This is a genomic window from Zoogloea sp., from assembly GCF_030157465.1.
GTDB lineage: Bacteria > Pseudomonadota > Gammaproteobacteria > Burkholderiales > Rhodocyclaceae > Zoogloea.
In genome coordinates this window covers 1-21,341 of record NZ_JAOAUU010000010.1, presented here as the reverse complement: position 1 = coordinate 21,341, position 21,341 = coordinate 1, and the positions used below count along the sequence as shown (strand labels likewise).

The window sequence follows — 21,341 nt, the reverse complement described above, 5'->3', positions numbered from 1 at the left end:
TTTTTGGAACCCCGCAATGACTCCCACCGTACTCGTACTGTGCACGGGCAACTCGTGCCGCTCCCAGATGGGCGAAGCCATCCTCAACCACGATCTTGCCGGCCGGGTTCGCGCCCTGTCGGCCGGCACCGTGCCGCAGCCCAAGGTTGCCGACGGCGCCATCGTGGCCCTGCAGCTTGCCGGCCTGCCCACCGACGGCCTGCACCCCAAGCTGATCGACACGCTGCTCGATGAATCCATCGACCTCGTCGTCAGCGTGTGTGACAACGCCAAGGAGAGCTGCCCGATCTTCCCGCGTCCGGTGAAACGCATCCACGTGCCTTTTCACGACCCCCACGGCGAGCCGCTGGACAGCTTCATCGCCGTGCGCGACGAAATCCGCCGCGTGCTGGTGCCGGCCTTGGTCGAGGCCCTGGGGCTGGAGGCCAAGCCATGAGCGCCCAGTGCGAAGCCACGCTGAAGGCCGCTGCGGGCGTGCCGATGAGCGTTTTCGAGCGCTACCTCACGGTCTGGGTGTTCCTGTGCATTCTCGCCGGCGTGGGCCTTGGCCAGCTGGCGCCGGGCGTCTTCCAGGCCATCGGACGCATGGAGGTGGCGCAGGTGAACCTGCCGGTCGGCCTCCTGATCTGGGTGATGGTCATCCCGATGCTGGTGAAGGTGGATTTCGGCGCGCTGCATGAAGTGAAGGGCCACATCCGTGGCATCGGCGTCACGCTGTTCGTCAATTGGCTGGTCAAGCCCTTCTCGATGGCCTTTCTCGGCTGGCTCTTCGTGCGCAACGTGTTTGCGCCGATGCTCCCGGCCGATCAGCTCGACAGCTACATCGCCGGCCTCATCCTGCTGGCGGCGGCGCCGTGCACGGCGATGGTGTTCGTGTGGAGCCGGCTCTCCAACGGCGATCCGCTGTTCACGCTGTCGCAGGTGGCGCTCAACGACACGATCATGGTGGTGGCCTTTGCGCCGCTGGTCGGCTTCCTGCTCGGCATCTCGGCCATCACCGTGCCCTGGGACACCCTGCTGATCTCGGTGGTGCTCTACATCGTCATTCCGGTGATCCTCTCGCAGGTGTGGCGCAAGCTGCTGCTCGCCAGGGGCAAGCCGGCCTTCGATGCGGCGATGGAGACGATCGGGCCGTGGTCGGTCGCCGCGCTGCTGGTCACGCTGGTGCTGCTGTTCGCCTTCCAGGGCGAGGCCATCCTCAAGCAGCCGATGGTCATTGCGCTGCTGGCGGTGCCTATCCTGATCCAGGTTTTCTTCAACTCGGCGCTGGCCTACTGGCTCAACCGGGCGGTGGGCGAGAAGCACAGCGTGGCCTGCCCGTCGGCGCTGATCGGCGCGTCCAACTTTTTCGAGCTGGCGGTGGCCGCGGCCATCGGCCTGTTCGGTTTCGAATCCGGCGCAGCGCTGGCCACGGTGGTCGGCGTGCTGATCGAGGTGCCGGTGATGCTGCTGGTGGTCAAGGTGGTCAATTCCAGCAAGGGCTGGTATGAGCGCAGCGCGGCCTGAGTGGATTCACCCGCCATTTTTTCCGGAGACTGAAAATGAAAAAGCTTGAAGTGTTCGATCCCGCCATGTGCTGCCCGACCGGCGTGTGCGGAGTGGACGTGGACCCGGTGCTGGCGCAGTTTGCCGCCGACCTGAAATGGGCCGAATCCCAGGGCGTGGCCGTGGCCCGCTACAACCTGGGCCAGGAACCCCAGGCCTTCGCGGCAAACCCGGCGGTGATCAAGGAGATGGAAGCCGGCATGGAGCGCCTGCCGATTCTTGCCGTCGATGGCCAGATCGTTTCCACCGGCCTCTACCCGAGCCGCGCCCAGCTGGCTGCGAAGCTCGGGCTGGTGGCCACCGCCGACAAGCCACGCATCCGCATTCCGGTGAGCGGCGGCTGCGCCCCCGGTTCCGGCTGCTGCTGAGGGCCGCCGCCATGCCCTTGCCCGCTGTCGATACGCGTTACCTTTTTTTCACCGGCAAGGGCGGCGTCGGCAAGACCAGCCTTTCCTGCGCCACCGGCCTGGCGCTGGCCGCGGCGGGCAAGCGGGTGCTGATCGTCAGCACCGACCCCGCCTCCAATCTCGACGAAGTGCTCGAAGTTCCCCTCGGCGCCACGCCGACGCCGGTGCTGCCGGGCCTTTTCGCCCTCAACATCGACCCGGAAGCCGCCGCGGCCGCTTACCGGGAGCGCATGGTCGGGCCGTACCGGGGCGTTCTGCCCGAGGCCGCCATCCGCAGCATCGAAGAGCAGTTTTCCGGCGGCTGCACCGTCGAGATCGCGGCCTTCGATGCCTTTGCCGAGCTTATCGGCCTGCCGGCGCGCACCCAGGATTTCGACCACGTCATCTTCGACACCGCACCCACCGGCCACACGCTCAGGCTGCTCACGCTGCCCTCGGCGTGGTCGGAGTTTCTCGACACCGGCGCGGGCGGCGCCTCGTGTCTCGGGCCGCTGGCGGGCCTCGAAAAACAAAAGAAGCTCTACGCCGCCACGGTGGCCGAACTGGCCGACCCGGCGCGCACCGCGATCATCCTGGTTTCCCGCCCCGAAGCGGCCGCCCTGCGCGAAGCCGAACGCACCCGGCGCGAGCTGGCCGAACTCGGCGTGAGCACCCCGCGCCTCGCCGTGAATGGCGTGTTCGTGGCGCACAGCGACGACCCTGTCGCCCAGGCGATGGCGGCCCGCCACGCCGCCGCGCTGGCTGACATTCCGGCCGGGCTGGCGGGCCTGCCGCAGAGCGAGACACCCTTCGTCGCCCGCGGCATGGTCGGCCTCGATGCGCTGCGTGCGGCCCTGTTGCCGTCGGCACCGCAAGCCGATGCCGCGCCGGCGCCGGTTCCTGCGCCTGACATCGCGCTGCCGCCCGGTCTGGCCGGGCTCGTCGACGAGCTGGCCGCCACTGGCCATGGCGTGGTGATGACGATGGGCAAGGGCGGCGTCGGCAAGACCTCCGTCGCCGCTGCCGTGGCGCTGAGCCTTGCCCGGCGCGGCCACCGGGTGCTGCTCACCACCACCGACCCGGCCGCCCACGTGGCCGATCTGCTGGATGCGGGCGTTGCCAATCTGCGCATCGGCCGCATCGATCCGGCCCTGGAAGTGGCCCGTCACCGTGCCGAAGTGATCGCCCGGGCCGGCGATCAGCTGGACCCCGGCGCCCGGGCCGTGCTGGAAGAAGACCTGCGCTCACCGTGCACCGAGGAGATCGCGGTTTTTCATGCCTTTGCCCGCACCGTGGAGGAGGGCGCCGATGGCTTCGTGGTGCTCGACACCGCGCCCACCGGCCACACCATTTTGCTGATGGACTCCGCCGAGGCCTACCACCGGGAAGTGCTGCGCAGTCGTGGCGATCTGCCGGATGCCGTGCGCCAGCTTTTGCCGCGCCTGCGCGACCCCGACTTCACCCGCGTGCTGATCCTGACCCTCGCCGAAGCCACGCCGGTGCACGAAGCCGAGCGCCTGCAGGCCGACCTGGGCCGGGCGCAGATCAAGCCCTTCGCGTGGGTGATCAACCAGAGCCTGCTGGCCAGCGGCAGCCTCGACCCGGTGCTGGCCGCCCGTGGCCGCTTCGAAGCGCCGTTCATCCGGCGGGTTGGCGAGCTGTCCAGCCGGGTCGCGCTGATCCCGTGGCTGGCCGAGGCGCCGACAGGGCAAAAGGGGCTGGCCGGCATGCTGGCCGCGGGTCTTGCACCCTGAAACTTGAGCTGGATTAAGTTGAGTATTTTTGTCGGGTATATCATGCAAGGCCTGTTGAAACCTTCTCATGGCTTTGCAAAGGATCTGCTGATGAAAACCCGAATCTCTGCCGCGCTCGCGTTTCTTGCCCTCGCCTTGCCGCTCGCCGGCCAGGCCGCGGGGCATGAGCACCATGAACATCACGATCACGGTGCGCCGACGCTGCAGCTCAACGCCGGTAAAAAATGGGCCAGCGACGCCCCGCTGCGTCAGGCCATGGGCCACATCAACCAGGCCATGGCCAAGGCGCTGCCACGCATCCACAAAGACCAGTTCAAGGACGCTGACTACCAGGCCCTGGCCAAAACGGTGAACGATCAGGTGGCCTACGCGGTCGCGCACTGCAAGCTGGCACCCAGGGCCGACGCCATGCTGCACGGGGTGATTGCCGAGCTGCTGGCGGGCGCAGCAAGCATGGAAGGCAAAGAGGGCGAAGCGCGCCACGACGGCGCGGTGACGGTCTTGAAGGCCCTTGATGCTTACGGCAGGTATTTCCAGCATCCGGGCTGGAAAACCGCCCGGGGCTGAAGCTCAGGCAGGGCGTGAGCCAGGGGCTCTGTCCTGCGGCTTTTTTACCGCTTTCGCCAGAAAGCGGTCCAGCGCGGCGCCAAAGGCCTGCCGGTCGGCCTGACTGAAGGCGGCGGGGCCGCCGGTCTGCACGCCGCTGCCGCGCAGTTCCTCCAGAAAATTTCGCATCGACAAGGCTTCGGCGATGTTGGCCGCGGTGTACATCTCGCCGCGGGGGTTGAGCGCGTGGGCCTGGCGCGCCAGCACGTTCGAGGCGAGCGGAATGTCGGCGGTGATCACCAGATCTCCGGCCTTGAGCTGGTCGACGATGTGGGCGTCGGCCACATCGAAGCCGGACGGCACCTGAATGGCCCGGATGAAGCGCGAGGGCGGGGTGCGCAGCATGCGGTTGGCCACCAGGATGGTCTCGAGCTGCAGGCGTTCGGCAGCGCGGAAGACGATTTCCTTGACGACCACCGGGCAGGCGTCGGCATCGATCCAGATTTGCATGAACAGGGGGCGGACATTTGGGGAGGTGGCCAGTTTACTCCGGGCCGCCTGGGGCCGCCTGGGGCCGCTTGTTGCCGAAAAGCAACAGATTTTGGGGCCGTCTTGTTTCCATGTCGCTTCGGGATGGCAAGGGGTAGGAAACTGGCCTATGTTGCAGTGCAGCAACCTGTGCTAAATTGATCCAATAAAAAGCGTAAACCGCTATCCGTACGATCAGGAGACAAAAGGTGCCGGCGCGCCTGCCGACCAGGGCCGCGGGGTTTTCAACCCGGCCTGGTGGCACTGCCGGCTCATGCTCCCCTTGCGGGGAGAAGCTAACCGCGGTCTCTGTTTCCCCATGACTGGCTCAATAGAACAAACCGGCCTGCCCGCCGACATTCCGGACCTTCCGGCGCCTGGCCGGGCGGCTGCCATCCCCGTTTCCGCCACCCGTGCCGGTGCCCGCCTGCGCAAGAGCCGCTGGCCGGCGCGGCTCGACCTGCTGCAAAGCGTTTCGGGCCTGTTCCTGGCGCTGTTTCTGGTGGCGCACATGTTTTTCGTGTCGTCGATCCTGATCAGCAAGGATGCCTTCCATACCGTTGCCCGCTTCTTCGAGGCCGCCTGGCTGTTCGGCAAGCCGCAGCCCTGGGTGGTGTCGGTGGTGGTCGGGGTGGTGTTCACGGTGTTCGTGCTGCATGCCTGGCTGGCGATGCGCAAGTTTCCGGCCAGCTTCCGCCAGTACCGGGTTTTTTCCGAGCACAAGGCGCAGCTGCGTCACAGCGACACCGGCTTGTGGTGGATTCAGCTGTGGACGGGCTTTGCGCTGTTCTTTCTCGGCTCCGTGCATCTCTACGGCATGCTCACCCAGCCCGAGCTGATCGGGCCGTATGAATCCGCCGACCGCATCTGGACGGGCACCATGTGGCCGCTCTACCTGCTGCTGCTCTTCGCGGTGGAAATCCACGGCAGCCTTGGCCTTTATCGCCTGGCGCTCAAGTGGGGCGCCTTTGAAGGGCGCGATCCGGTGCACACCCGCCGCCGCCTGCGCGTGGCCAAGACCTGTTTCAGCGTGTTCTTCCTGGGCCTCGGCCTCGTTACGCTGCTGGCCTACGTGCAGCTGGGCATCGCCCACGCCGACCAGGCGGGTCAGCGTTATGCGCCGTCGGTGGTGGGCAACGTGGCGGTGAGGAACTGATCATGCGCATCGTTTACACCGACGTTCTCGTGGTGGGTGGCGGCCTGGCCGGGCTGCGTGCCGCGGTTGGCGCCCGGCGCCGCGGGCAGGACGTGATCATCCTCAGCCTCGTGCCGCCCAAGCGTTCTCACTCGGCGGCCGCCCAGGGCGGTATGCAGGCCAGCCTCGGCAACACATTCAAAGGCGCCGGCGACAACGAGGACGTGCACTTTGAAGACACCGTGCGCGGCTCCGACTGGGGCTGTGACCAGGAAGTGGCGCGTCTTTTCGTGCATGCCGCGCCGCAGGCCGTGCGCGAGCTGGCCGCCTGGGGCGTGCCCTGGAACCGGGTCAAGGCCGGCCCGCGCCAGGTGGTGATGGACGGCCAGCACGTCACCCTCACCGAACCCGACGCCTCCCACGGCCTGATTGCCGCCCGCGATTTTGGCGGCACCAAGAAGTGGCGCACCTGTTACGTGTCGGACGGCACCGGCCACGCCATGCTCTACGCGGTGAGCGATCAGGCGGTAGCCGAGCGCATTCCGGTGCATGAGCGCACCGAGGCCGTCGCGCTGATTCATGACGGCACGCGCTGCCACGGCGCCATCGTGCGCGATCTGGTCACCGGCGAGCTTTCGGCCTACGTGGCCAAGGCCACCTGCATCGCCACCGGCGGTTTCGGGCGCATTTACCGGGTCACCTCCAACGCGCTGATCAACGAAGGCATCGGCGCCGCCATTGCGCTGGAAACCGGCGTCGCGACGCTGGCCAACATGGAGGCGGTGCAGTTTCACCCGACCACCATCTTCCCCGCCGGCATTCTGGTAACCGAAGGCTGTCGCGGCGACGGCGGTTTGCTGAAGGACGCCAGCGGCCACCGCTTCATGCCCGACTACGAGCCCGAGAAAAAGGAGCTTGCCTCCCGCGATGTGGTCTCGCGCCGCATGGAAGAACACATCCGCGCGGGCCACGGCGTGAAGACCCGCTTCGGCGATCACCTGTGGCTGGACATCACGCTGCTGGGCGCCCAGCACATCAACGGCAAGCTGCGCGAGGTGAAGGAAATCTGCCAGCACTTCCTGGGCATCGACCCGGTGAAGGACATGATTCCGGTGCGCCCGGCCCAGCACTATTCGATGGGCGGCATCCGCACCGACGCCGCCGGCCAGGCCCGCGGGCTGGCGGGGCTGTTCGCCTGCGGCGAGGCGGCCTGCTGGGATCTGCACGGCTTCAATCGCCTGGGCGGCAACTCGGTGGCCGAAACGGTGGTGGCGGGCATGATCGTCGGCGAGACGATGGCCGATTTCGTGGAATCGTCGGCGGGAGAACTGCAGGTGTCGACGGCACTCGTGCGGGAATTCCTCGAACGGGAGCAGGCAAAGATCGACACTTTGCTGCATGGCAACGGAACGGAAAACGCATCCGAACTGATGCGCCGCATGCAGGACATCATGACCGAGAAAGTAGGCATCTTCCGCCGGGGCGATCTGCTCCAGGAAGCCGTGGATGAGTTGCAGGCACTGCTGCTGCGAAGCCGCAAGATCGGCATCGGCACCAAGCGGGCCGGCGCCAACCCGGAACTCGTTACCGCCTATCGCCTGCAAAAGATGCTCAAGCTGGCCCTGTGTGTGGCCTACGGCGCGCTGCAGCGCACCGAGAGCCGCGGCGCCCACTTCCGTGAAGACCACCCCCGGCGTGACGATGCCGGCTGGCTCAAGCGCACCCTGGCCACCTGGCACGACGACTTCCAGACCCTGCCGACCCTCGCTTACGAATCCCTCGACGTGACGCGCATGGAGCTGCCGCCGGGCTGGCGCGGCTACGGTGCCAAAAACGCCATCGAGCACCCCGCGACCGAAGCCCGCGTGGCCGAAGTCGCCACCATCAGGTCGGCTTTCGGGCACGCCGACCGTTACACCGTGCAACAGGCCCTGATGCCGTTCGACCACCTTGTCCCGGAAGCCTTCCGCGGCAGGAATGCACGGCCCGGAGATGAAACATCATGAACGCCCCCCTGTCCCAAGTCCGCATCGTTCGGCTGCACCTGCCGCTAGGCGGTGGCCGTACGCAGAAACTCGAAGTCATCGAAACCGAGGGCATGACCCTGCTGGGCGCCATGCGGCAGGTGCGCGGCACCCTGCCGCCCACCTGGCTGGACAGCTTTCCCTGTCACGCCGGGGCCTGCAACACCTGCAGCATTCTTATCGGGAGCACGCCCGGCGTGCCCTGCAATGCCCTTGTCCGTGATCTCGGCGAGGACATCAGCCTTGCCCCCGGCAAGCATTCCCGGGGCTGGGACGCCCTGCGCGACGACGCCCGCAAGGTGCACGGCTGATGAGCACGAGCCCCCGCATTCTTACCCTGCGCGTTCTGCGCAGCAGCCCGGCCGAGGGCGAGGCGCCCCACTGGGAAGATTTTCGCGTCGAAGAGGCCGAGGGCATGACCCTCTTTCTCGCGCTGACCGAAGTCCGCGAGCGTCTGGCGCCCTCTCTGCAGTTCGATTTTGTGTGCCGCGCCGGCATCTGCGGCAGCTGCGGCATGCTCATCGACGGCAAGCCGGGCCTTGCCTGCTGCGCGCTCACGCGGGATCACGGCAGCACCATCACCCTGGCCCCGCTGCCGGTCTTCGAGCTGATCGGCGATCTTTCGGTCAATACCGGCAAGTGGATGCGCGGCACCGCCGAGCGCCTCGAAACCTGGATCCACAGCGAAGCGCAGCCCGATCTCACGGCCGTCGAGCCGCGCATGGAGCCCGAACTCGCCGAAGCCATTTACGAACTCGACCGCTGCATCGAATGCGGCTGCTGCGTTGCCGGCTGCGGCACCCTGCGGATGCGCGAGGAATTCGTCGGCGCCATCGGCCTCAACAAGATCGCCCGCTTCCGGCTGGACCCGCGGGATGAGCGGAGCGATGAGGATTTCTACGATCTGATCGGCGACGACACCGGCGTGTTTGGCTGCATGTCGCTGCTGGGTTGCCACGACGTGTGCCCGAAGGGGCTGCCGCTGCAGACCCAGATCGCGTTTCTGAGGCGCAAGATGGTGGCGGTGGGGCTGAAGTAGCAGGCCGCTTCGAAGCCCTCCACGCTTGACGGGACAGAGCCAAAAACAAGCCTCATCAGCCTCTTGAAAACCCGCATCGTTACTGATGCGGGTTTTTGTTTTTAGACTGCACATTTCTTATTGTAGGGAGCTTTTACTGGGTAGTTGAACGGAATATATGTGCAGCTTCTGACTACCGGGTTGATAGAATCTTGGGCTTTGACTTGTCTGCAGATCATTAGGCGGCGCCATGAACAACATCGAACAACAATTCTTCAGCGACCTCGAAAAAAAGCTCTGGACTGCTGCGGACAAGCTGCGCTCCAACCTCGATGCTGCTGTTTACAAGCATGTGGTGCTTGGACTGATCTTTCTGAAGTACGTCTCCGACGCCTTCGAGGAGCGGCAGAAAGAGCTGCGCGAGCAGTTCCAGAACCCGGACCACGATTACTACATGGCCCCCGAGGAATACGGCGGTGCGGGCACCCAGGAATACGAAGAAAACCTCGCCGCCGAATTGGAGGTGCGCGACTACTACACCGAGAAAAACGTCTTCTGGGTGCCGCTGGAAGCACGCTGGCAGACCCTGCGCGACTGCGCCCAATTGCCGCCCAAGGCGCCACTGCTGTGGAACAAGCCCGGTAAGGACGAGCCCGAAGAGATGCGCAGCGTCGGCTGGCTGATCGACAACGCCATGGAAGCCATCGAGCGCGAGAACGAGAAAAAGCTCAAGAACGTGCTCAACAAGGATTTCGCCCGCACGCAGATTGACAGCCACAAACTGGCCGACCTGATCGCCCACTTCTCGGACACCGACTTCAACCGCAAGGACTACAACGGCCAGCCGCTGGGCCTGAAGAGCAAGGACATCCTCGGCCACGTCTACGAATACTTTCTCGGCCAGTTTGCCCTGGCCGAAGGCAAGAAGGGCGGCCAGTACTACACGCCAAAAAGCATCGTCACGCTGATCGTCGAAATGCTGCAGCCCTTCAAGGGCCGGGTGTACGACCCGGCCATGGGCTCGGGCGGCTTCTTTGTGCAGAGCGAAGAATTCATCGAACTGCACGGCGGCAAGGTGGCCAACGGCAAAGCTGGGCAAATCAGCGTCTACGGCCAGGAGAGCAACCCCACCACCTGGCGCCTGGCCGCCATGAACATGGCCATACGCGGCATCGACTTCAACTTCGGCGGTGCACCGGGTGACACGCTATTGAACGATCAGCACCCCGATCTGCGCGCCGACTTCGTCATGGCCAACCCGCCCTTCAACATGAAGGAGTGGTGGAACGCCAAGCTGGAAAACGACTGGCGTTGGATCGCTGGCACGCCCCCTCAGGGCAATGCCAACTTTGCCTGGTTACAGCACATGCTCGCCCATCTGGCCCCCGCCGGCAGCATGGCCCTGCTGCTGGCCAATGGCTCGATGAGCAGCAGCACCAACAACGAAGGTGAAATCCGCAAGAAGCTGATCGAGGACGATTACGTGGAGTGCATGGTCGCGCTGCCCGGCCAGCTTTTCACCAACACCCAAATCCCGGCCTGCATCTGGTTCCTGACCCGCGACAAACGCAATGGCCTGGCGCTGAACAAAACCAAACGCGACCGGCGCGGTGAATTCCTGTTCATCGACGCCCGCCAACTCGGCTACATGAAAGACCGCGTGCTGCGTGATTTCACGGTCGATGACATCAAAAAGGTGGCCGATACCTTCCACTCCTGGCAGATGGGTGAAGGTTATGAGGATGTGGCGGGCTTCTGTTATTCCGCTTCGCTGGCCGACATCCGCAAGCACGAGCATGTGCTGACACCGGGGCGTTATGTGGGCGCCGAGGAGCAGGAGGACGACGGCGAAGTCTTCGCCGACAAGATGGCGCGGCTGACAGCGCAACTTGCAGAGCAGTTTGCCGAAAGCGCCAAGCTGGAAGGCGAAATCAAGAAAAACTTGGCAGGGCTCGGCTATGGCTGGTAAATGGCCTTACAAGCGCGTTGAAGAAATCGCACTGAAGATCGCGATGGGGCCATTTGGCTCGTCGATCAAAGTGGAAACCTTCACTGATTCAGGAATTCCAATTATCAGTGGCCAGCATCTCCGTGAAGCTCAGGTGACTGATGGCGAGTTCAAATTCATCACAGAGGCACACGCTGATTCTCTGAAAAATGCCAATGTCCAGCGGGGGGACGTGATCTTCACCCACGCGGGCAACATTGGACAGGTGGCATTTATTCCTGATGATTCCGCATATCAAAGGTACGTCATTTCTCAGCGACAGTTTTATCTTCGCTGCAATACGGACCTTATGCTTCCAGAATTCATCACCTACTACTTCAAGACTCCAGAAGGGCAGCACAGGCTACTTGCTAATGCCAACCAGGTTGGCGTGCCATCTATTGCACGACCATCTTCCTACCTCAAGACAATTGAGGTCCCTGTGCCCTCAATTGAGGAGCAGCAAGTTGCCGTTTGGAACATAAAGGCGCTCGATGCCAAGATCCGTTTGAACATCGGCATCAACCAAACCCTCGAAGCCATGGCGCAAGCCATCTTCAAATCGTGGTTTGTCGATTTCGACCCGGTCAAAGCCAAGCTTGCCGCCATTGTCGAAGGCCGCGACCCGCTGCGTGCCGCCATGAGCGCCATCAGCGGCAAGTCTGAGTCTGAAATCGACACCCTGCCGCCCGAACAATTCGAGCAACTCGCGACCACCGCTGCGCTGTTTCCAGATGAGATGGAACAATCAAAGTTGGGGGAGATTCCGAGGGGGTGGAGCGCTTCACCGTTCGGCTCACTGCTCTCGCATACTATCGGTGGTGACTGGGGCTCAGATTCGCCTGATTCGAGCAATGACACTCGTGTTGCCATCATTCGGGGCACTGATATTCCAGACTTGGACCTGGCTCAAGCCCATCGAGTACCTTTTCGATATACCACGCAGAAGAAGTTGGCTTCACGGCATCTTCAAGTTGGCGATATTGTGTTGGAGGTTTCTGGAGGCAGTAAGGATCAGCCGACAGGTCGATCTATTCGAATAGCTGTGAACACAATGCGCGAGTTTGATTGCCCCATTGAGCCTGCGAGCTTTTGCCGATTGCTGCGCCCCATCAGTCCGGAGATAGGCGTCATACTGGGTTTACACTTGGTGTATATCTACGCGCAAGGAAAGACATGGGAATACCAGAACCAAAGCACCGGTATTGCGAACTTTCAAACTGCCCACTTCCTTGATGCGGAGTTTGTTGCCAAACCGCCTACGATGGTCGCGGAGAAGTTCTACGGTTTGGTAAATCCGCTGTTGGAACGCCGACACGATCCGCAAAGCCGGCGGTTGACGGCGCTTCGCGACTCGCTGCTTCCCAAGCTCCTCTCCGGCGAGTTGTCAGTCACCGAGGCTATTGCGGAGGCCGAGGCATGAGCGAGCCGATCATGTCATCCGTTGCTGTGGTCACACAGCAACCAAGCGACTACTTCGAGCAGATTCCGCAGTGGCGCGCCGAGGGCAGCACCAAGCGCTTTGAGATCATGGCCGATGAGTTAAGCGGTCGCATTCCAGTCACGCGATTGGAATCCTGGCGCGACTTCACTGAGTTGCTGGAGAGCGACTTCTTCAACCGGCAAGGTGTGCAATTGGTGTTTCGCGGGCATCGCCGCTTTGACTGGAGTTTGATGCCCACGCTGGGGCGCTTGACCACCAATGGCATCGTCACCGAGCAGCTGGCACAGGCGCAACTGGAGCGCTTCAAGCGCGCAGTGCGCGGGCGTCTGAACGATGCGGCCATGGTGGATGAGGATGACGAGCTGTGGTCGGTGGGCCAGCACCATGGCCTGATGACGCCGCTGCTGGACTGGACTTACTCGCCTTATGTGGCGTTGTTCTTTGCCTTCCACAAGGACGACAGCAAGGAAGAGGCCGCCAACCCCTATCGCGCGGTGTATGTGCTCAACAAGAGCTTTCTGACCGAGCATGAGCACGAAACCGGCATCCGATTATGGGAGCCGCGCCGCGATGACCACGGCCGCTTGGTAAACCAGGCAGGGTTGTTCACCTTCTCACCCACAGACGCCACCATCGAGAACAAGCTGGCCACTGTGCCGGCTGATGACGAGCTGTTTGAAGACGAGGAACTGCGCTCTGCATCCGAAGATGAGCAGCCGGACATCCTGGCCCGCTACATCTGCAAGATCTACATCCGCAATGAAGAGCGCGATGCCTGCCTGCGCCACCTGCGGCGCATGAATGTGCACCACGCCAGCCTGTTCCCTGATTTGCTGGGAGCCTCGGAATATTGCAATGTGATCACCACAGAAGTCGAGATGGCGGCGGCAGTGCAGCAGCGCGGCAAGCACCACGAAGTCACGATCACTGAGAGCGTGACAGCAACGAATCAAGTGGACGCGCAGGTAACACCGTCGGCTGCAACCGCCGCCACGCTCACCAGTATTGAAGACGTGCTGCGCCAGCCTGCCGGCGCTGAGCAAGTTGAGCCGGGCCGTATCGCCCTGATGGCCGAAGAGTTGGCCGCGTCCATCGCCAAGAACAAGGTGGTGGACTGGGAGACCCGCGACGCCGTGCAGGCTCGCCTGCGCAACGTGGTGCGCGTGGTGCTTCGCAAATACGGCTACCCGCAGGTCTTGCGGGATGAGGTGGCAGAACGCGTTATTGAGATCGCCAAGTTGGACGCCACCGGGGAGCAGTCATGACCATTTCGGCAGAGCAGATCGATTTGTGGCGCGGCAGCGCCTCGGAAACCCAGAACCTGGAATTCAAGGAGGCCGGCAACCAGTACGACACCCGAAAACTCTGTCGGTATTGCGTGGCCATTGCTAACGAAGGTGGCGGGCATCTGGTGTTGGGTATTGCGGATAAGCCTCCGCGCGCGGTGGTGGGCAGCCAGGCGTTCTCCAACACCCAAGACATTGCCGAGAAGCTGTTTCACTGGGTGGGGTTTCGCGTCGATGTGGAGGCGGTCGGGCATCTCCAAGGGCGGGTGGTGGTTTTCAGTATTCCTGGTCGGCCCAAGGGCACGGCCTACCACTACGAGGGGGCTTACCTGATGCGTTCGGGCGAAGAGCTGGTGCCGATGAGCGAGGATCAGTTGCGCAAGATCTTCGCGGAAGGGCAGCCCAGCTGGCTGGAGAATCCAGCGCTGAAGGATATCTCCGCGCAAGACGTGGTGCAGTTGCTGGATACCCAAACTTTCTTTGACTTGCTGCGTCTGCCTTATCCCACTGATCAGGCTGGCGTGCTGGCCCGCCTGCTGGATGAACGGCTGATCGAGCGCAGCGCAGCAGGCTTTCACATCCTGCACATTGGCGCGGTGTTGCTGGCCAAGAATATGCGGCAGTTCCCCGACATCAGCCGCAAGGCGGCGCGGGTGATCGTGTATGCGGGTGAGTCCAAGATGCAGACCGTATCTGACATCACGGGTGAAAAAGGATATGCCGTCGGCTTTGCTGGGTTGGTGCAGTACGTGATGGGCAAGCTGCCGCAGAACGAGGTGATCGAAGGGGCCATTCGCAGGGAGGTCAAGCTGCTGCCCGAGGTAGTGGTGCGAGAGCTGCTGGCTAACGCGCTGATCCATCAGGACTTTGACGCAAGTGGTGCATCGCCCGTGGTGGAGGTGTTCAACAACCGTGTGGAAATCTCCAATCCTGGGGAACCGATCGTACCGGTGGAGCGGTTCATCGATGGCTATCAGTCGCGCAATGAGCGCTTGGCCGACCTGATGCGCCGCTTCGGGATTTGCGAGGAGAAAAGCAGTGGCATCGACCGGGTCATCGAGACCGCCGAGATCATGCAGTTGCCGGCGCCGGAGTTTCTGACCAGCTACCGTCGAACGATTGTGGTGATCCACGGCCCGCGTGCCTTTCGCGACATGAACGGCAGCGACCGGGTGCGGGCTTGCTATCAGCACTGTGTCTTGCAGTACGTACTGCGCAAGCAGATGACCAACCAGTCGTTGCGCGAGCGGTTCGGCCTGCCAGAGGGCAGCAGCAACACGGTTTCGCAGATCATCACTGCGACGATGGAACAGGGTTTGGTGAAGAGCGATCCTAACGCGCCCGATTCGCGGCGGTATGCCCGGTACATCCCGGTATGGGCGTAGCCGCCATTTCATTGCAGCTAGCGTGTGCTGGTTTGTTGTTTTTTATGTGTTTGATTTATAGGTGTTTTCTTATTTCATCACAAACCGGGTTGGTCGCTTATCACCCCCAGGGAGACACAGGGTTTTCAGCATGCTGAACGAACAAGAACTCGAAGACCTGTGCATCGGCTGGTTTCAGGAAACCGGCTGGCAGTTTGTGCATGGGCCGGACATCGCCCCTGATGGCGCGAATCCGGAACGGGCCGATTACCGGCAGGTGATCCTGCGCGACCGGCTGCTGGCGGCCTTGGCGCGCATCAACCCGCACATTCCCGCCGCTGCGCTGGAGCAGGCAGCACACACCGTGCAAACCATCAGCGAGCCGCAGGCCGTAGTGCGCAACTGCAGTTTTCACCGGCTGCTGCTCTCGGGTGTCGCGGTGGAGTTCTCGGTAGGGGATGAAAAGAAAGCCGATCTGGTTCACCTGATCGACTTTGCCAACCCGCAGCACAACGAATTTCTGGTCATCAACCAGTTCACGGTCACCGGCACCAAGCAGCCGCGGCGGCCTGATCTCGTGGCCTTCATCAACGGCTTGCCGCTGGCAGTGATTGAGCTGAAGAATCCGGCCAACGAGCAGACCGATGTCTGGGATGCCTTCAATCAGTTGCAGACTTACAAGGACGAGATTAGCGATCTGTTCAACAGCAACGAGGCGCTGGTAGTCAGTGATGGCTGGACAGCGCGCGTGGGCTCGCTTACGGCCAACGCCGAGCGCATGCTGCCTTGGCGCACCCTTGCCAATGAGGATGACCGGCCCCGCCTGCAACTGGAGCTGGAAACCGTGGTGCGCGGCTTTTTTGCTCCGGAGCTTTTCCTCGATTACATCCGCCACTTTGTGCTGTTCGAGCAGGATGGCGATGCGGTGATCAAGAAGATCGCGGGCTACCACCAGTTCCACGCTGTGCGTGAGGCGGTGCGCGCCACGGTGATCGCGGCCAGCTCGCCCGACAAGGGCTTGTTGGAGGTGCGAGAAGAACGCGCCACCTACGGCAAAGAGGTGAAGCCGGGCTCGCGCAAGGCCGGCGTGGTGTGGCACACGCAGGGCTCGGGCAAGAGCATCACCATGGCCTGCTACGCAGGCAAACTGCTGCAACAGCCGGAGATGAAAAATCCGACGCTGGTGGTGGTGACAGACCGTAACGATCTAGACGGGCAGTTGTTTGCCACTTTCTGCGCAGGCAGTGACTTGCTTAAAACCACGCCGTTGCAGGCGGGCAGCCGCGATGAATTGCGCGAGATGCTGGCCTCGCGTCAGGCGGGCGGCATCATCTTCACCACGGTGCAAAAGTTCGCACTGCTGGACGAGGAGGACGAACACCCGCTGCTGTCTGGGCGGTCCAATATCGTGGTGATTTCGGACGAAGCGCACCGCAGCCAGTACGGTATGAAGGGACGCTTCGACGAGAAGGCGGGCAAGTATATGTTCGGCTATGCCAAGCACCTGCGCGATGCGTTGAAGAACGCCACCTTCATCGGTTTCACTGGCACGCCGATTGCCCTCGAAGACAAAGATACCCGCGCGGTGTTTGGCGACTACGTCAGCATCTACGACATTCAGGATGCGGTGGACGATGGCGCAACGGTGCCCATCTACTACGAGAGCCGCCTGGCCAAGCTGGATGTAAAGCAGGCCGAGATCGACGCGCTCAACGAGCAAGTCGATGAGGTGGTGGAAGACGAAGAGGACATCGCCAGCCGCGAGAAGACCAAGAGCGAATGGGCCGCACTGGAAAAGCTGGTGGGTGCCGAGCCACGCCTGGCGCAAGTGGCGAAGGACTTGGTCGAGCACTTTGAAACCCGCAGTGCGACTCTGGATGGCAAGGCCATGATCGTCTGCATGAGCCGCGACATCTGTGCCCAGCTCTACAAAGCCATCGTCACCCTGCGGCCTGACTGGCACGACGATGATCCGGAAAAGGGCGTCATCAAGGTGGTGATGACCGGTTCAGCGGCCGACAAAGAACTGCTGCAGCCGCACCTTTACAGCAAGCAGGTCAAGAAGCGACTGGAAAAACGCTTCAAGGATGCCAAAGACCCGCTGAAGCTGGTGATCGTGCGCGACATGTGGCTGACCGGCTTTGATGCACCGCCCTGCCACACGATGTACGTGGACAAGCCCATGAAGGGTCACAACCTGATGCAGGCCATTGCACGGGTGAACCGGGTTTTCAAGAACAAGCCGGGTGGTCTGGTGGTGGATTACATCGGGATTGCCAATGAACTGAAGGCGGCGCTCAAGACCTACACCGAGGCCAAAGGCAAAGGCGATCCCACGCACAGCGCCGCAGAGGCATTGGCCGTGTTGCTGGAGAAGATGGACATCGTGCGCGGCATGATGCACGGCTGCGACTACAGCGGCTTCGAGACCAGGGCGGCGGCACTGATGGTGCCTTGCGCCAACCATCTGCTTGGCCTGAAGGATGGAAAGCGGCGTTTCCTCGACGCTATGGTAGCGGTGGCCAAGGCGTATTCGTTGTGCGGCACGCTGGACGAGGCGGCTGCGCTACGCAAGGAAATTGCGTTTTTCTCGGCCATCAAGGCGGCTATCACCAAGTTCACCACGGTGGACAAGAAGCGTTCTAGCGAAGAGAAGAACAGTGCGTTGAAGCAGATTCTGGATAACGCCATTGTCGCCGACGGCGTGGCTGACATCTTTGCGCTGGCTGGTTTGGACAAGCCCAACATCGGCCTGCTTTCAGATGAGTTTCTCGAAGACGTGCGCCAGATGGAGAGCCGCAACCTGGCCGTGGAATTGCTAGAAAAGCTGCTACGCGACGAGATCAAGGCACGTGCGCGCAACAACGTGGTGCAAGAGAAAAAGTACGGCGACCGCTTGCTGGAAACCTTGCGCAAGTATCACAACCGCGCCATCGAGACGGCCCAGGTCATCGAGGAGCTGATCCAGATGGCCAAGGAGTTCCAGGCCGTGCTGGAGCGGGAAGCCGCGCTCGGCTTGGGGCAGGACGAAATCGCCTTCTACGACGCGCTGGCCAACAACGAAAGCGCAGTGCGTGAGCTGGGTGATGACACTTTGAAGAAGATCGCCGTCGAGATCACCGAAAAACTCAGGTCCAGCACGACGGTCGATTGGCAAGTAAGGGAAAGCGTTAGGGCACGGCTGCGGATTTTGGTGCGCCGTACTCTGCAAAAATGGAAATATCCTCCGGATCAGCAAGCGGATGCTGTGGAGTTGGTTCTGCAGCAGGCAGAGAGTTTGTCTAATGAGTGGAGTCAATGAGCGACCACACGACGGGCTGCTTGATACACCATAAGTTGATGAAGGCGATTCTGGAACACGCACTTTGTTTTTTACGAGGACATGCCGGTCAGCAAGGAAGGCAGCCCGGTTTCCCTGAACCTCTGCGGAAGACAGCTGAAGCGCTGAGGTGCTGCATTTTTTCGGGCCTTCTCACCCCGCCCACAAATGTGCGGCGACCAGTGCCCGCCAGGGGGCGAAGCGGGCGAGCCAGGCTTCGGCTTCGTCGGCGTCGATTTTTTCTGCTCGCCCGAGCAGTTTTTGCAGGCCGCGCCTTACTGCCACGTCACCGTGCAGGGAGCCGTCGACGGAGGCGAAACCGCGCAGGAGCGTGTAGTTGATGGTCCACGGGCCGATGCCGCGGATGCTGGCGAGGCGGGCGCGGATCGTGTCGGCACTGGCCGTGTGAAGCCAGTCGTCCAGCGGCAGCTGGCCTTCGGCGGCGAGGCGGGCGACGGTGAGCAGGCTGCGGGCCTTGGTGGCGGAGAGGCCGGCGCTGCGCAGGGTGGCTTCGTCGAGACGGGCGAGGGTGGCGGCGTCGGGGTAGCAGGCGAGGCCGCCGCTGTGGCGCAGGCCGGCGGTTTCGATGAGGCGGCTGCGCACCGAGCCCGCCGCGGCGACGCTGATCTGCTGGCCGGTGATGGCCCAGCTGAGCGCTTCGAAGGGGCTTGCGGTTTGCGGCACGCGAAGGCCGGGGCGCTGGGCGATGAGGGCGCCGAGCCGGGGGTGATGGCCGTGGGCCGCTTCGAAGGCTTCGACAGGCTGGCTCAGCCCGAGCATGTGGCCGGCGAGCCGGGTGACGTGTGCCGGGTCGGCGGGTGGGCCGTCGACGGTGAGGGTGACTTCGGCGTGGTCGGGGTGGATGCCGATGTGGAGCTGGGCGGGGTGGCCGTGCCACATCAGGCCCTTGTCGATGCAGTGGCCGGTGACGCGTTCGGCCCGTTGTTGCGGGTCGCGGGCGTGAAAGGCGAGGACTTCTGCGGCGCGGAAGTTTTGGGGCAGGTGCATGGTTTCAGCCGGCCTTGCGCAGGGTCAGGTTGATCCGGCAGGCGCCGGTGGCCGGGTGGCTGCCGTCTTTTAGCGGGGCGATGCCATGAAAGCGCAGGCGGGCGGGGCCGCCCCAGACGAACACATCGCCGTGCACCAGCGGTACGCGGGCCGCCTTGTCGCTGCGTTCCAGGCCGCCGAACAGGAATGTTGCCGGCAGGCCGAGGGAGACGGACACGATGGGCTGGGTGAAATCGTGTTCGTCGCGATCCTGGTGCAGGGCCATTTTGCTGCCGGGGGCGTAGCGGTTGATGAGGCAGGCGTCGGGGATGAAATGCTCGAAGTCGGCGCGGGCGGCGGCTGCCAGGGCCAGGCGCAGCAGCACGGGCGGGATGGCGGGCCAGGGCTGGCCGCTGTCCGGGTCGAGGGGGGCGTAGCGGTAGCCGCGCCGGTCGGTGATCCAGCCCAGCGGGCCGCAGTTGCTCATGGCCACCGACATGCGAAAACCGCCGGGCGTGGTCATCTGGCGAAAAGGGGCCTGGGCGGTGACGGCCCCGATGGCGGCGAGAATGGCCGGGGCATCGGCCAGCGCAAAGCCGTGGAGCAGCACCGCGCCGGGGGCGACGGGCGTTTCGGGCGGTGGGGCGAGGAGCCCGCCAAACAGGTCGGCGGTGCTCATTGTCCGGCTTCCCGCTTGATCAGCGCGTCCTTGCGTTCGACGCCCCAGCGGTAGCCCGCGAGGCCGCCGTCGCTGCGCACGACCCGGTGGCAGGGGATGGCCAGGGCCAGCGGGTTGGCGGCGCAGGCTGCGGCCACGGCGCGACAGCTTTGGGGCGCGCCGATGCGTCGGGCCAGTTCGGTGTAGCTCAGCGTCGTGCCGGGCGGAATGGCGCGGAGAGCCAGCCACACGCGTTGCTGGAAGGCGGTGCCGCGAATGTCGAGGGGCAGCTCGAGGCCGCTGCCCGGCGTTTCGACGAAGCCGACAACCCGGGCCACCCAGTCCTCGAAGTCACGCTCGGCACCGATGAGCCGGGCATGGGGAAAGCGATTCTGCAGGTCGCGGGCGAGCTGTCCGGGGTCGTCGCCCAGTGCAATGGCGCACACGCCGCGGGGGCTGGCGGCGACGAGAATGGCGCCGAGGCTGCACTGGCCGATGGCGAAGCGGATGTCGGTATCGGCGCCGCCGGCGCGCCAGGTGGTGGGCGTCATGCCGAGTACCTCGGTGGCGTTGGCGTAGAAACGGCCGGTGGAAGGGTAGCCGGCGTCGAGGATGGCGTGGGTGATGCTGGCGCTGTGGCCGAGTTCGTCGCGCAGGCGGCGGGCCCGGTGGGCTGCGGCGTAGTCGCGGGGTGTGAGGCCGGTGATGGCCTTGAAGACGCGGTGCAGGTGATGGCGGCTCAGGCCGGCGCGCGCTGCCAGTTCGGCCAGGCTGGGCGGCGCCTCGGCGCTTTCGATGAAGCGGCACAGTTCGGCGATGCGGGCGGCGTGCTGTTCGGCGAGGGGCGGCTGGTCTGGCCGGCAGCGCCGGCACGGGCGAAAGCCGGCGGCAAGGGCGTCGGCGGCGCTGGCGTGAAAGGCCACGTTTTCCGGGCGTGGGCTGCGGGCGCCGCAGGACGGGCGGCAGAACACGCCGGTGCTGCGCACCGAGTAGACGAAGTGCCCGTCGGCGGCCGGGGCGCGAGCGAGGACCAGCGCCCAGCGCGGGTCGGCGGTGGTTTTGGCGGCGCGGGTCTCGAGGCTGGGGTTCATGGCACGGCTGCTTGCGGGGACATGCCTGTAATTTAGCCCTTGCCGTGTGGCGATGCACTCCGCGGCTTGCTTTTGAATTGGCTATGTTCGCGTTAAGTGTGGAAAGCGTTTTCCCCGCGACAGGTAAGGCTTTCCGAGTCTGGCAGGCCTGCCAGGGAGGGTAATGGCATGCCGGCGCGAAAATGGGCTCTTCCTGGATTGAGCTTTCAAGGGTGGGCTTTCCGGTGTTTGGCGTCACATTGGCCGGGTCTCGCCCCGGCGGGCGACCT

18 protein-coding genes are annotated in these 21,341 nt (G+C 63.6%); 14 read left to right on the top strand and 4 right to left on the bottom strand.

The window, feature by feature from the left end; all coding sequences use genetic code 11:
- Positions 1-16: 16 nt before the first annotated feature.
- From Q1W26_RS01470 to Q1W26_RS01450, 5 genes are all read left to right on the top strand, one after another.
- Positions 17-436, top strand: a complete 420-nt coding sequence (locus tag Q1W26_RS01470; RefSeq protein WP_300434906.1) for an arsenate reductase ArsC — start codon at positions 17-19, stop codon at positions 434-436.
- Positions 433-1,506: an ACR3 family arsenite efflux transporter gene (gene arsB, locus Q1W26_RS01465; RefSeq protein WP_300434904.1), complete on the top strand. Its 1,074-nt coding sequence runs from the start codon at positions 433-435 to the stop codon at positions 1,504-1,506. The genes Q1W26_RS01470 and arsB overlap by 4 nt, the downstream gene beginning before the upstream one ends.
- A gap of 35 nt (positions 1,507-1,541) precedes the next feature.
- The gene (gene arsD, locus Q1W26_RS01460) at positions 1,542-1,913 is read left to right on the top strand and encodes an arsenite efflux transporter metallochaperone ArsD (RefSeq protein WP_300434901.1); all 372 of its coding nucleotides are present in this window, start codon (positions 1,542-1,544) and stop codon (positions 1,911-1,913) included.
- 11 nt (positions 1,914-1,924) lie between these two features.
- Entirely contained in the window at positions 1,925-3,685 is a 1,761-nt protein-coding gene (arsA, locus tag Q1W26_RS01455; protein ID WP_300434899.1) for an arsenical pump-driving ATPase, read from the top strand.
- A gap of 90 nt (positions 3,686-3,775) precedes the next feature.
- The gene (locus tag Q1W26_RS01450; protein ID WP_300434897.1) at positions 3,776-4,252 is read left to right on the top strand and encodes a hypothetical protein; all 477 of its coding nucleotides are present in this window, start codon (positions 3,776-3,778) and stop codon (positions 4,250-4,252) included.
- Between the two features lie 3 nt (positions 4,253-4,255).
- Here Q1W26_RS01450 and Q1W26_RS01445 read toward each other — a convergent pair whose 3' ends face one another.
- Positions 4,256-4,741 carry a YaiI/YqxD family protein gene (locus tag Q1W26_RS01445; RefSeq protein WP_300434895.1) on the bottom strand — a complete coding sequence of 162 codons (486 nt, stop codon included), beginning with the start codon at positions 4,739-4,741 and terminating at the stop codon, positions 4,256-4,258.
- A 337-nt stretch (positions 4,742-5,078) separates the two neighbouring features.
- On the opposite strand from Q1W26_RS01445, the gene Q1W26_RS01440 reads away from it, so the two are divergent.
- The 9 genes from Q1W26_RS01440 to Q1W26_RS01400 all read left to right on the top strand — a co-directional run bounded on the left by Q1W26_RS01440 (position 5,079) and on the right by Q1W26_RS01400 (position 18,318).
- Entirely contained in the window at positions 5,079-5,915 is an 837-nt protein-coding gene (locus Q1W26_RS01440; RefSeq protein WP_300434893.1) for a fumarate reductase cytochrome b subunit, read from the top strand.
- A 2-nt stretch (positions 5,916-5,917) separates the two neighbouring features.
- The gene (locus Q1W26_RS01435) at positions 5,918-7,900 is read left to right on the top strand and encodes a fumarate reductase flavoprotein subunit (RefSeq protein ID WP_300434890.1); all 1,983 of its coding nucleotides are present in this window, start codon (positions 5,918-5,920) and stop codon (positions 7,898-7,900) included.
- The gene (locus tag Q1W26_RS01430) at positions 7,897-8,229 is read left to right on the top strand and encodes a hypothetical protein (protein ID WP_300434887.1); all 333 of its coding nucleotides are present in this window, start codon (positions 7,897-7,899) and stop codon (positions 8,227-8,229) included. The genes Q1W26_RS01435 and Q1W26_RS01430 overlap by 4 nt, the downstream gene beginning before the upstream one ends.
- The gene (locus Q1W26_RS01425; protein ID WP_300434885.1) at positions 8,229-8,957 is read left to right on the top strand and encodes a fumarate reductase iron-sulfur subunit; all 729 of its coding nucleotides are present in this window, start codon (positions 8,229-8,231) and stop codon (positions 8,955-8,957) included. Before Q1W26_RS01430 ends, Q1W26_RS01425 begins: the two co-directional genes overlap by 1 nt.
- Positions 8,958-9,186: 229 nt before the next feature.
- Positions 9,187-10,905, top strand: a complete 1,719-nt coding sequence (locus Q1W26_RS01420) for a class I SAM-dependent DNA methyltransferase (protein WP_300434882.1) — start codon at positions 9,187-9,189, stop codon at positions 10,903-10,905.
- Entirely contained in the window at positions 10,895-12,346 is a 1,452-nt protein-coding gene (locus Q1W26_RS01415) for a restriction endonuclease subunit S (protein WP_300434879.1), read from the top strand. Before Q1W26_RS01420 ends, Q1W26_RS01415 begins: the two co-directional genes overlap by 11 nt.
- Complete coding sequence (locus Q1W26_RS01410; protein ID WP_300434876.1) at positions 12,343-13,632, top strand: FRG domain-containing protein; 1,290 nt, start codon at positions 12,343-12,345, stop codon at positions 13,630-13,632. Before Q1W26_RS01415 ends, Q1W26_RS01410 begins: the two co-directional genes overlap by 4 nt.
- The gene (locus Q1W26_RS01405; RefSeq protein ID WP_300434873.1) at positions 13,629-15,038 is read left to right on the top strand and encodes an ATP-binding protein; all 1,410 of its coding nucleotides are present in this window, start codon (positions 13,629-13,631) and stop codon (positions 15,036-15,038) included. Before Q1W26_RS01410 ends, Q1W26_RS01405 begins: the two co-directional genes overlap by 4 nt.
- A 130-nt stretch (positions 15,039-15,168) precedes the next feature.
- On the top strand, positions 15,169-18,318 hold the full coding sequence (locus Q1W26_RS01400) for a type I restriction endonuclease subunit R (RefSeq protein ID WP_300434870.1): 3,150 nt from the start codon (positions 15,169-15,171) through the stop codon (positions 18,316-18,318).
- A 171-nt stretch (positions 18,319-18,489) separates the two neighbouring features.
- Here the strand turns inward: Q1W26_RS01400 and Q1W26_RS01395 are convergent, their stop codons facing one another.
- The 3 genes from Q1W26_RS01395 to ada are packed head-to-tail and all read right to left on the bottom strand — an operon-like array spanning position 18,490 to position 21,072.
- Positions 18,490-19,344, bottom strand: coding sequence for an AlkA N-terminal domain-containing protein (locus tag Q1W26_RS01395; RefSeq protein ID WP_300434868.1), 855 nt, complete (start codon positions 19,342-19,344; stop codon positions 18,490-18,492).
- Positions 19,345-19,348: 4 nt separating this feature from the next.
- The gene (gene alkB / locus Q1W26_RS01390; protein ID WP_300434866.1) at positions 19,349-20,002 is read right to left on the bottom strand and encodes a DNA oxidative demethylase AlkB; all 654 of its coding nucleotides are present in this window, start codon (positions 20,000-20,002) and stop codon (positions 19,349-19,351) included.
- Positions 19,999-21,072 (bottom strand): bifunctional DNA-binding transcriptional regulator/O6-methylguanine-DNA methyltransferase Ada, encoded by a 1,074-nt coding sequence (ada, locus tag Q1W26_RS01385; RefSeq protein WP_300434864.1) that lies wholly within the window; start codon positions 21,070-21,072, stop codon positions 19,999-20,001. The genes alkB and ada overlap by 4 nt, the downstream gene beginning before the upstream one ends.
- Between the last annotated feature and the right edge of the window lie 269 nt (positions 21,073-21,341).

Excerpts from the sequence above, each read along its gene's own strand:
- alkB (WP_300434866.1), bottom strand. The coding sequence starts at position 20,002 with ATGAGCACCGCCGACCTGTTTGGCGGGCTCCTCGCCCCACCGCCCGAA.
- Q1W26_RS01435 (WP_300434890.1), top strand. The coding sequence starts at position 5,918 with ATGCGCATCGTTTACACCGACGTTCTCGTGGTGGGTGGCGGCCTGGCC.
- Q1W26_RS01425 (WP_300434885.1), top strand. The coding sequence starts at position 8,229 with ATGAGCACGAGCCCCCGCATTCTTACCCTGCGCGTTCTGCGCAGCAGC.
- Q1W26_RS01445 (WP_300434895.1), bottom strand. The coding sequence starts at position 4,741 with ATGCAAATCTGGATCGATGCCGACGCCTGCCCGGTGGTCGTCAAGGAA.
- Q1W26_RS01410 (WP_300434876.1), top strand. The coding sequence starts at position 12,343 with ATGAGCGAGCCGATCATGTCATCCGTTGCTGTGGTCACACAGCAACCA.
- arsD (WP_300434901.1), top strand. The coding sequence starts at position 1,542 with ATGAAAAAGCTTGAAGTGTTCGATCCCGCCATGTGCTGCCCGACCGGC.
- Q1W26_RS01450 (WP_300434897.1), top strand. The coding sequence starts at position 3,776 with ATGAAAACCCGAATCTCTGCCGCGCTCGCGTTTCTTGCCCTCGCCTTG.
- Q1W26_RS01470 (WP_300434906.1), top strand. The coding sequence starts at position 17 with ATGACTCCCACCGTACTCGTACTGTGCACGGGCAACTCGTGCCGCTCC.
- Q1W26_RS01430 (WP_300434887.1), top strand. The coding sequence starts at position 7,897 with ATGAACGCCCCCCTGTCCCAAGTCCGCATCGTTCGGCTGCACCTGCCG.
- ada (WP_300434864.1), bottom strand. The coding sequence starts at position 21,072 with ATGAACCCCAGCCTCGAGACCCGCGCCGCCAAAACCACCGCCGACCCG.
- Q1W26_RS01415 (WP_300434879.1), top strand. The coding sequence starts at position 10,895 with ATGGCTGGTAAATGGCCTTACAAGCGCGTTGAAGAAATCGCACTGAAG.
- Q1W26_RS01405 (WP_300434873.1), top strand. The coding sequence starts at position 13,629 with ATGACCATTTCGGCAGAGCAGATCGATTTGTGGCGCGGCAGCGCCTCG.
- Q1W26_RS01395 (WP_300434868.1), bottom strand. The coding sequence starts at position 19,344 with ATGCACCTGCCCCAAAACTTCCGCGCCGCAGAAGTCCTCGCCTTTCAC.
- Q1W26_RS01440 (WP_300434893.1), top strand. The coding sequence starts at position 5,079 with ATGACTGGCTCAATAGAACAAACCGGCCTGCCCGCCGACATTCCGGAC.
- arsB (WP_300434904.1), top strand. The coding sequence starts at position 433 with ATGAGCGCCCAGTGCGAAGCCACGCTGAAGGCCGCTGCGGGCGTGCCG.
- Q1W26_RS01420 (WP_300434882.1), top strand. The coding sequence starts at position 9,187 with ATGAACAACATCGAACAACAATTCTTCAGCGACCTCGAAAAAAAGCTC.
- arsA (WP_300434899.1), top strand. The coding sequence starts at position 1,925 with ATGCCCTTGCCCGCTGTCGATACGCGTTACCTTTTTTTCACCGGCAAG.
- Q1W26_RS01400 (WP_300434870.1), top strand. The coding sequence starts at position 15,169 with ATGCTGAACGAACAAGAACTCGAAGACCTGTGCATCGGCTGGTTTCAG.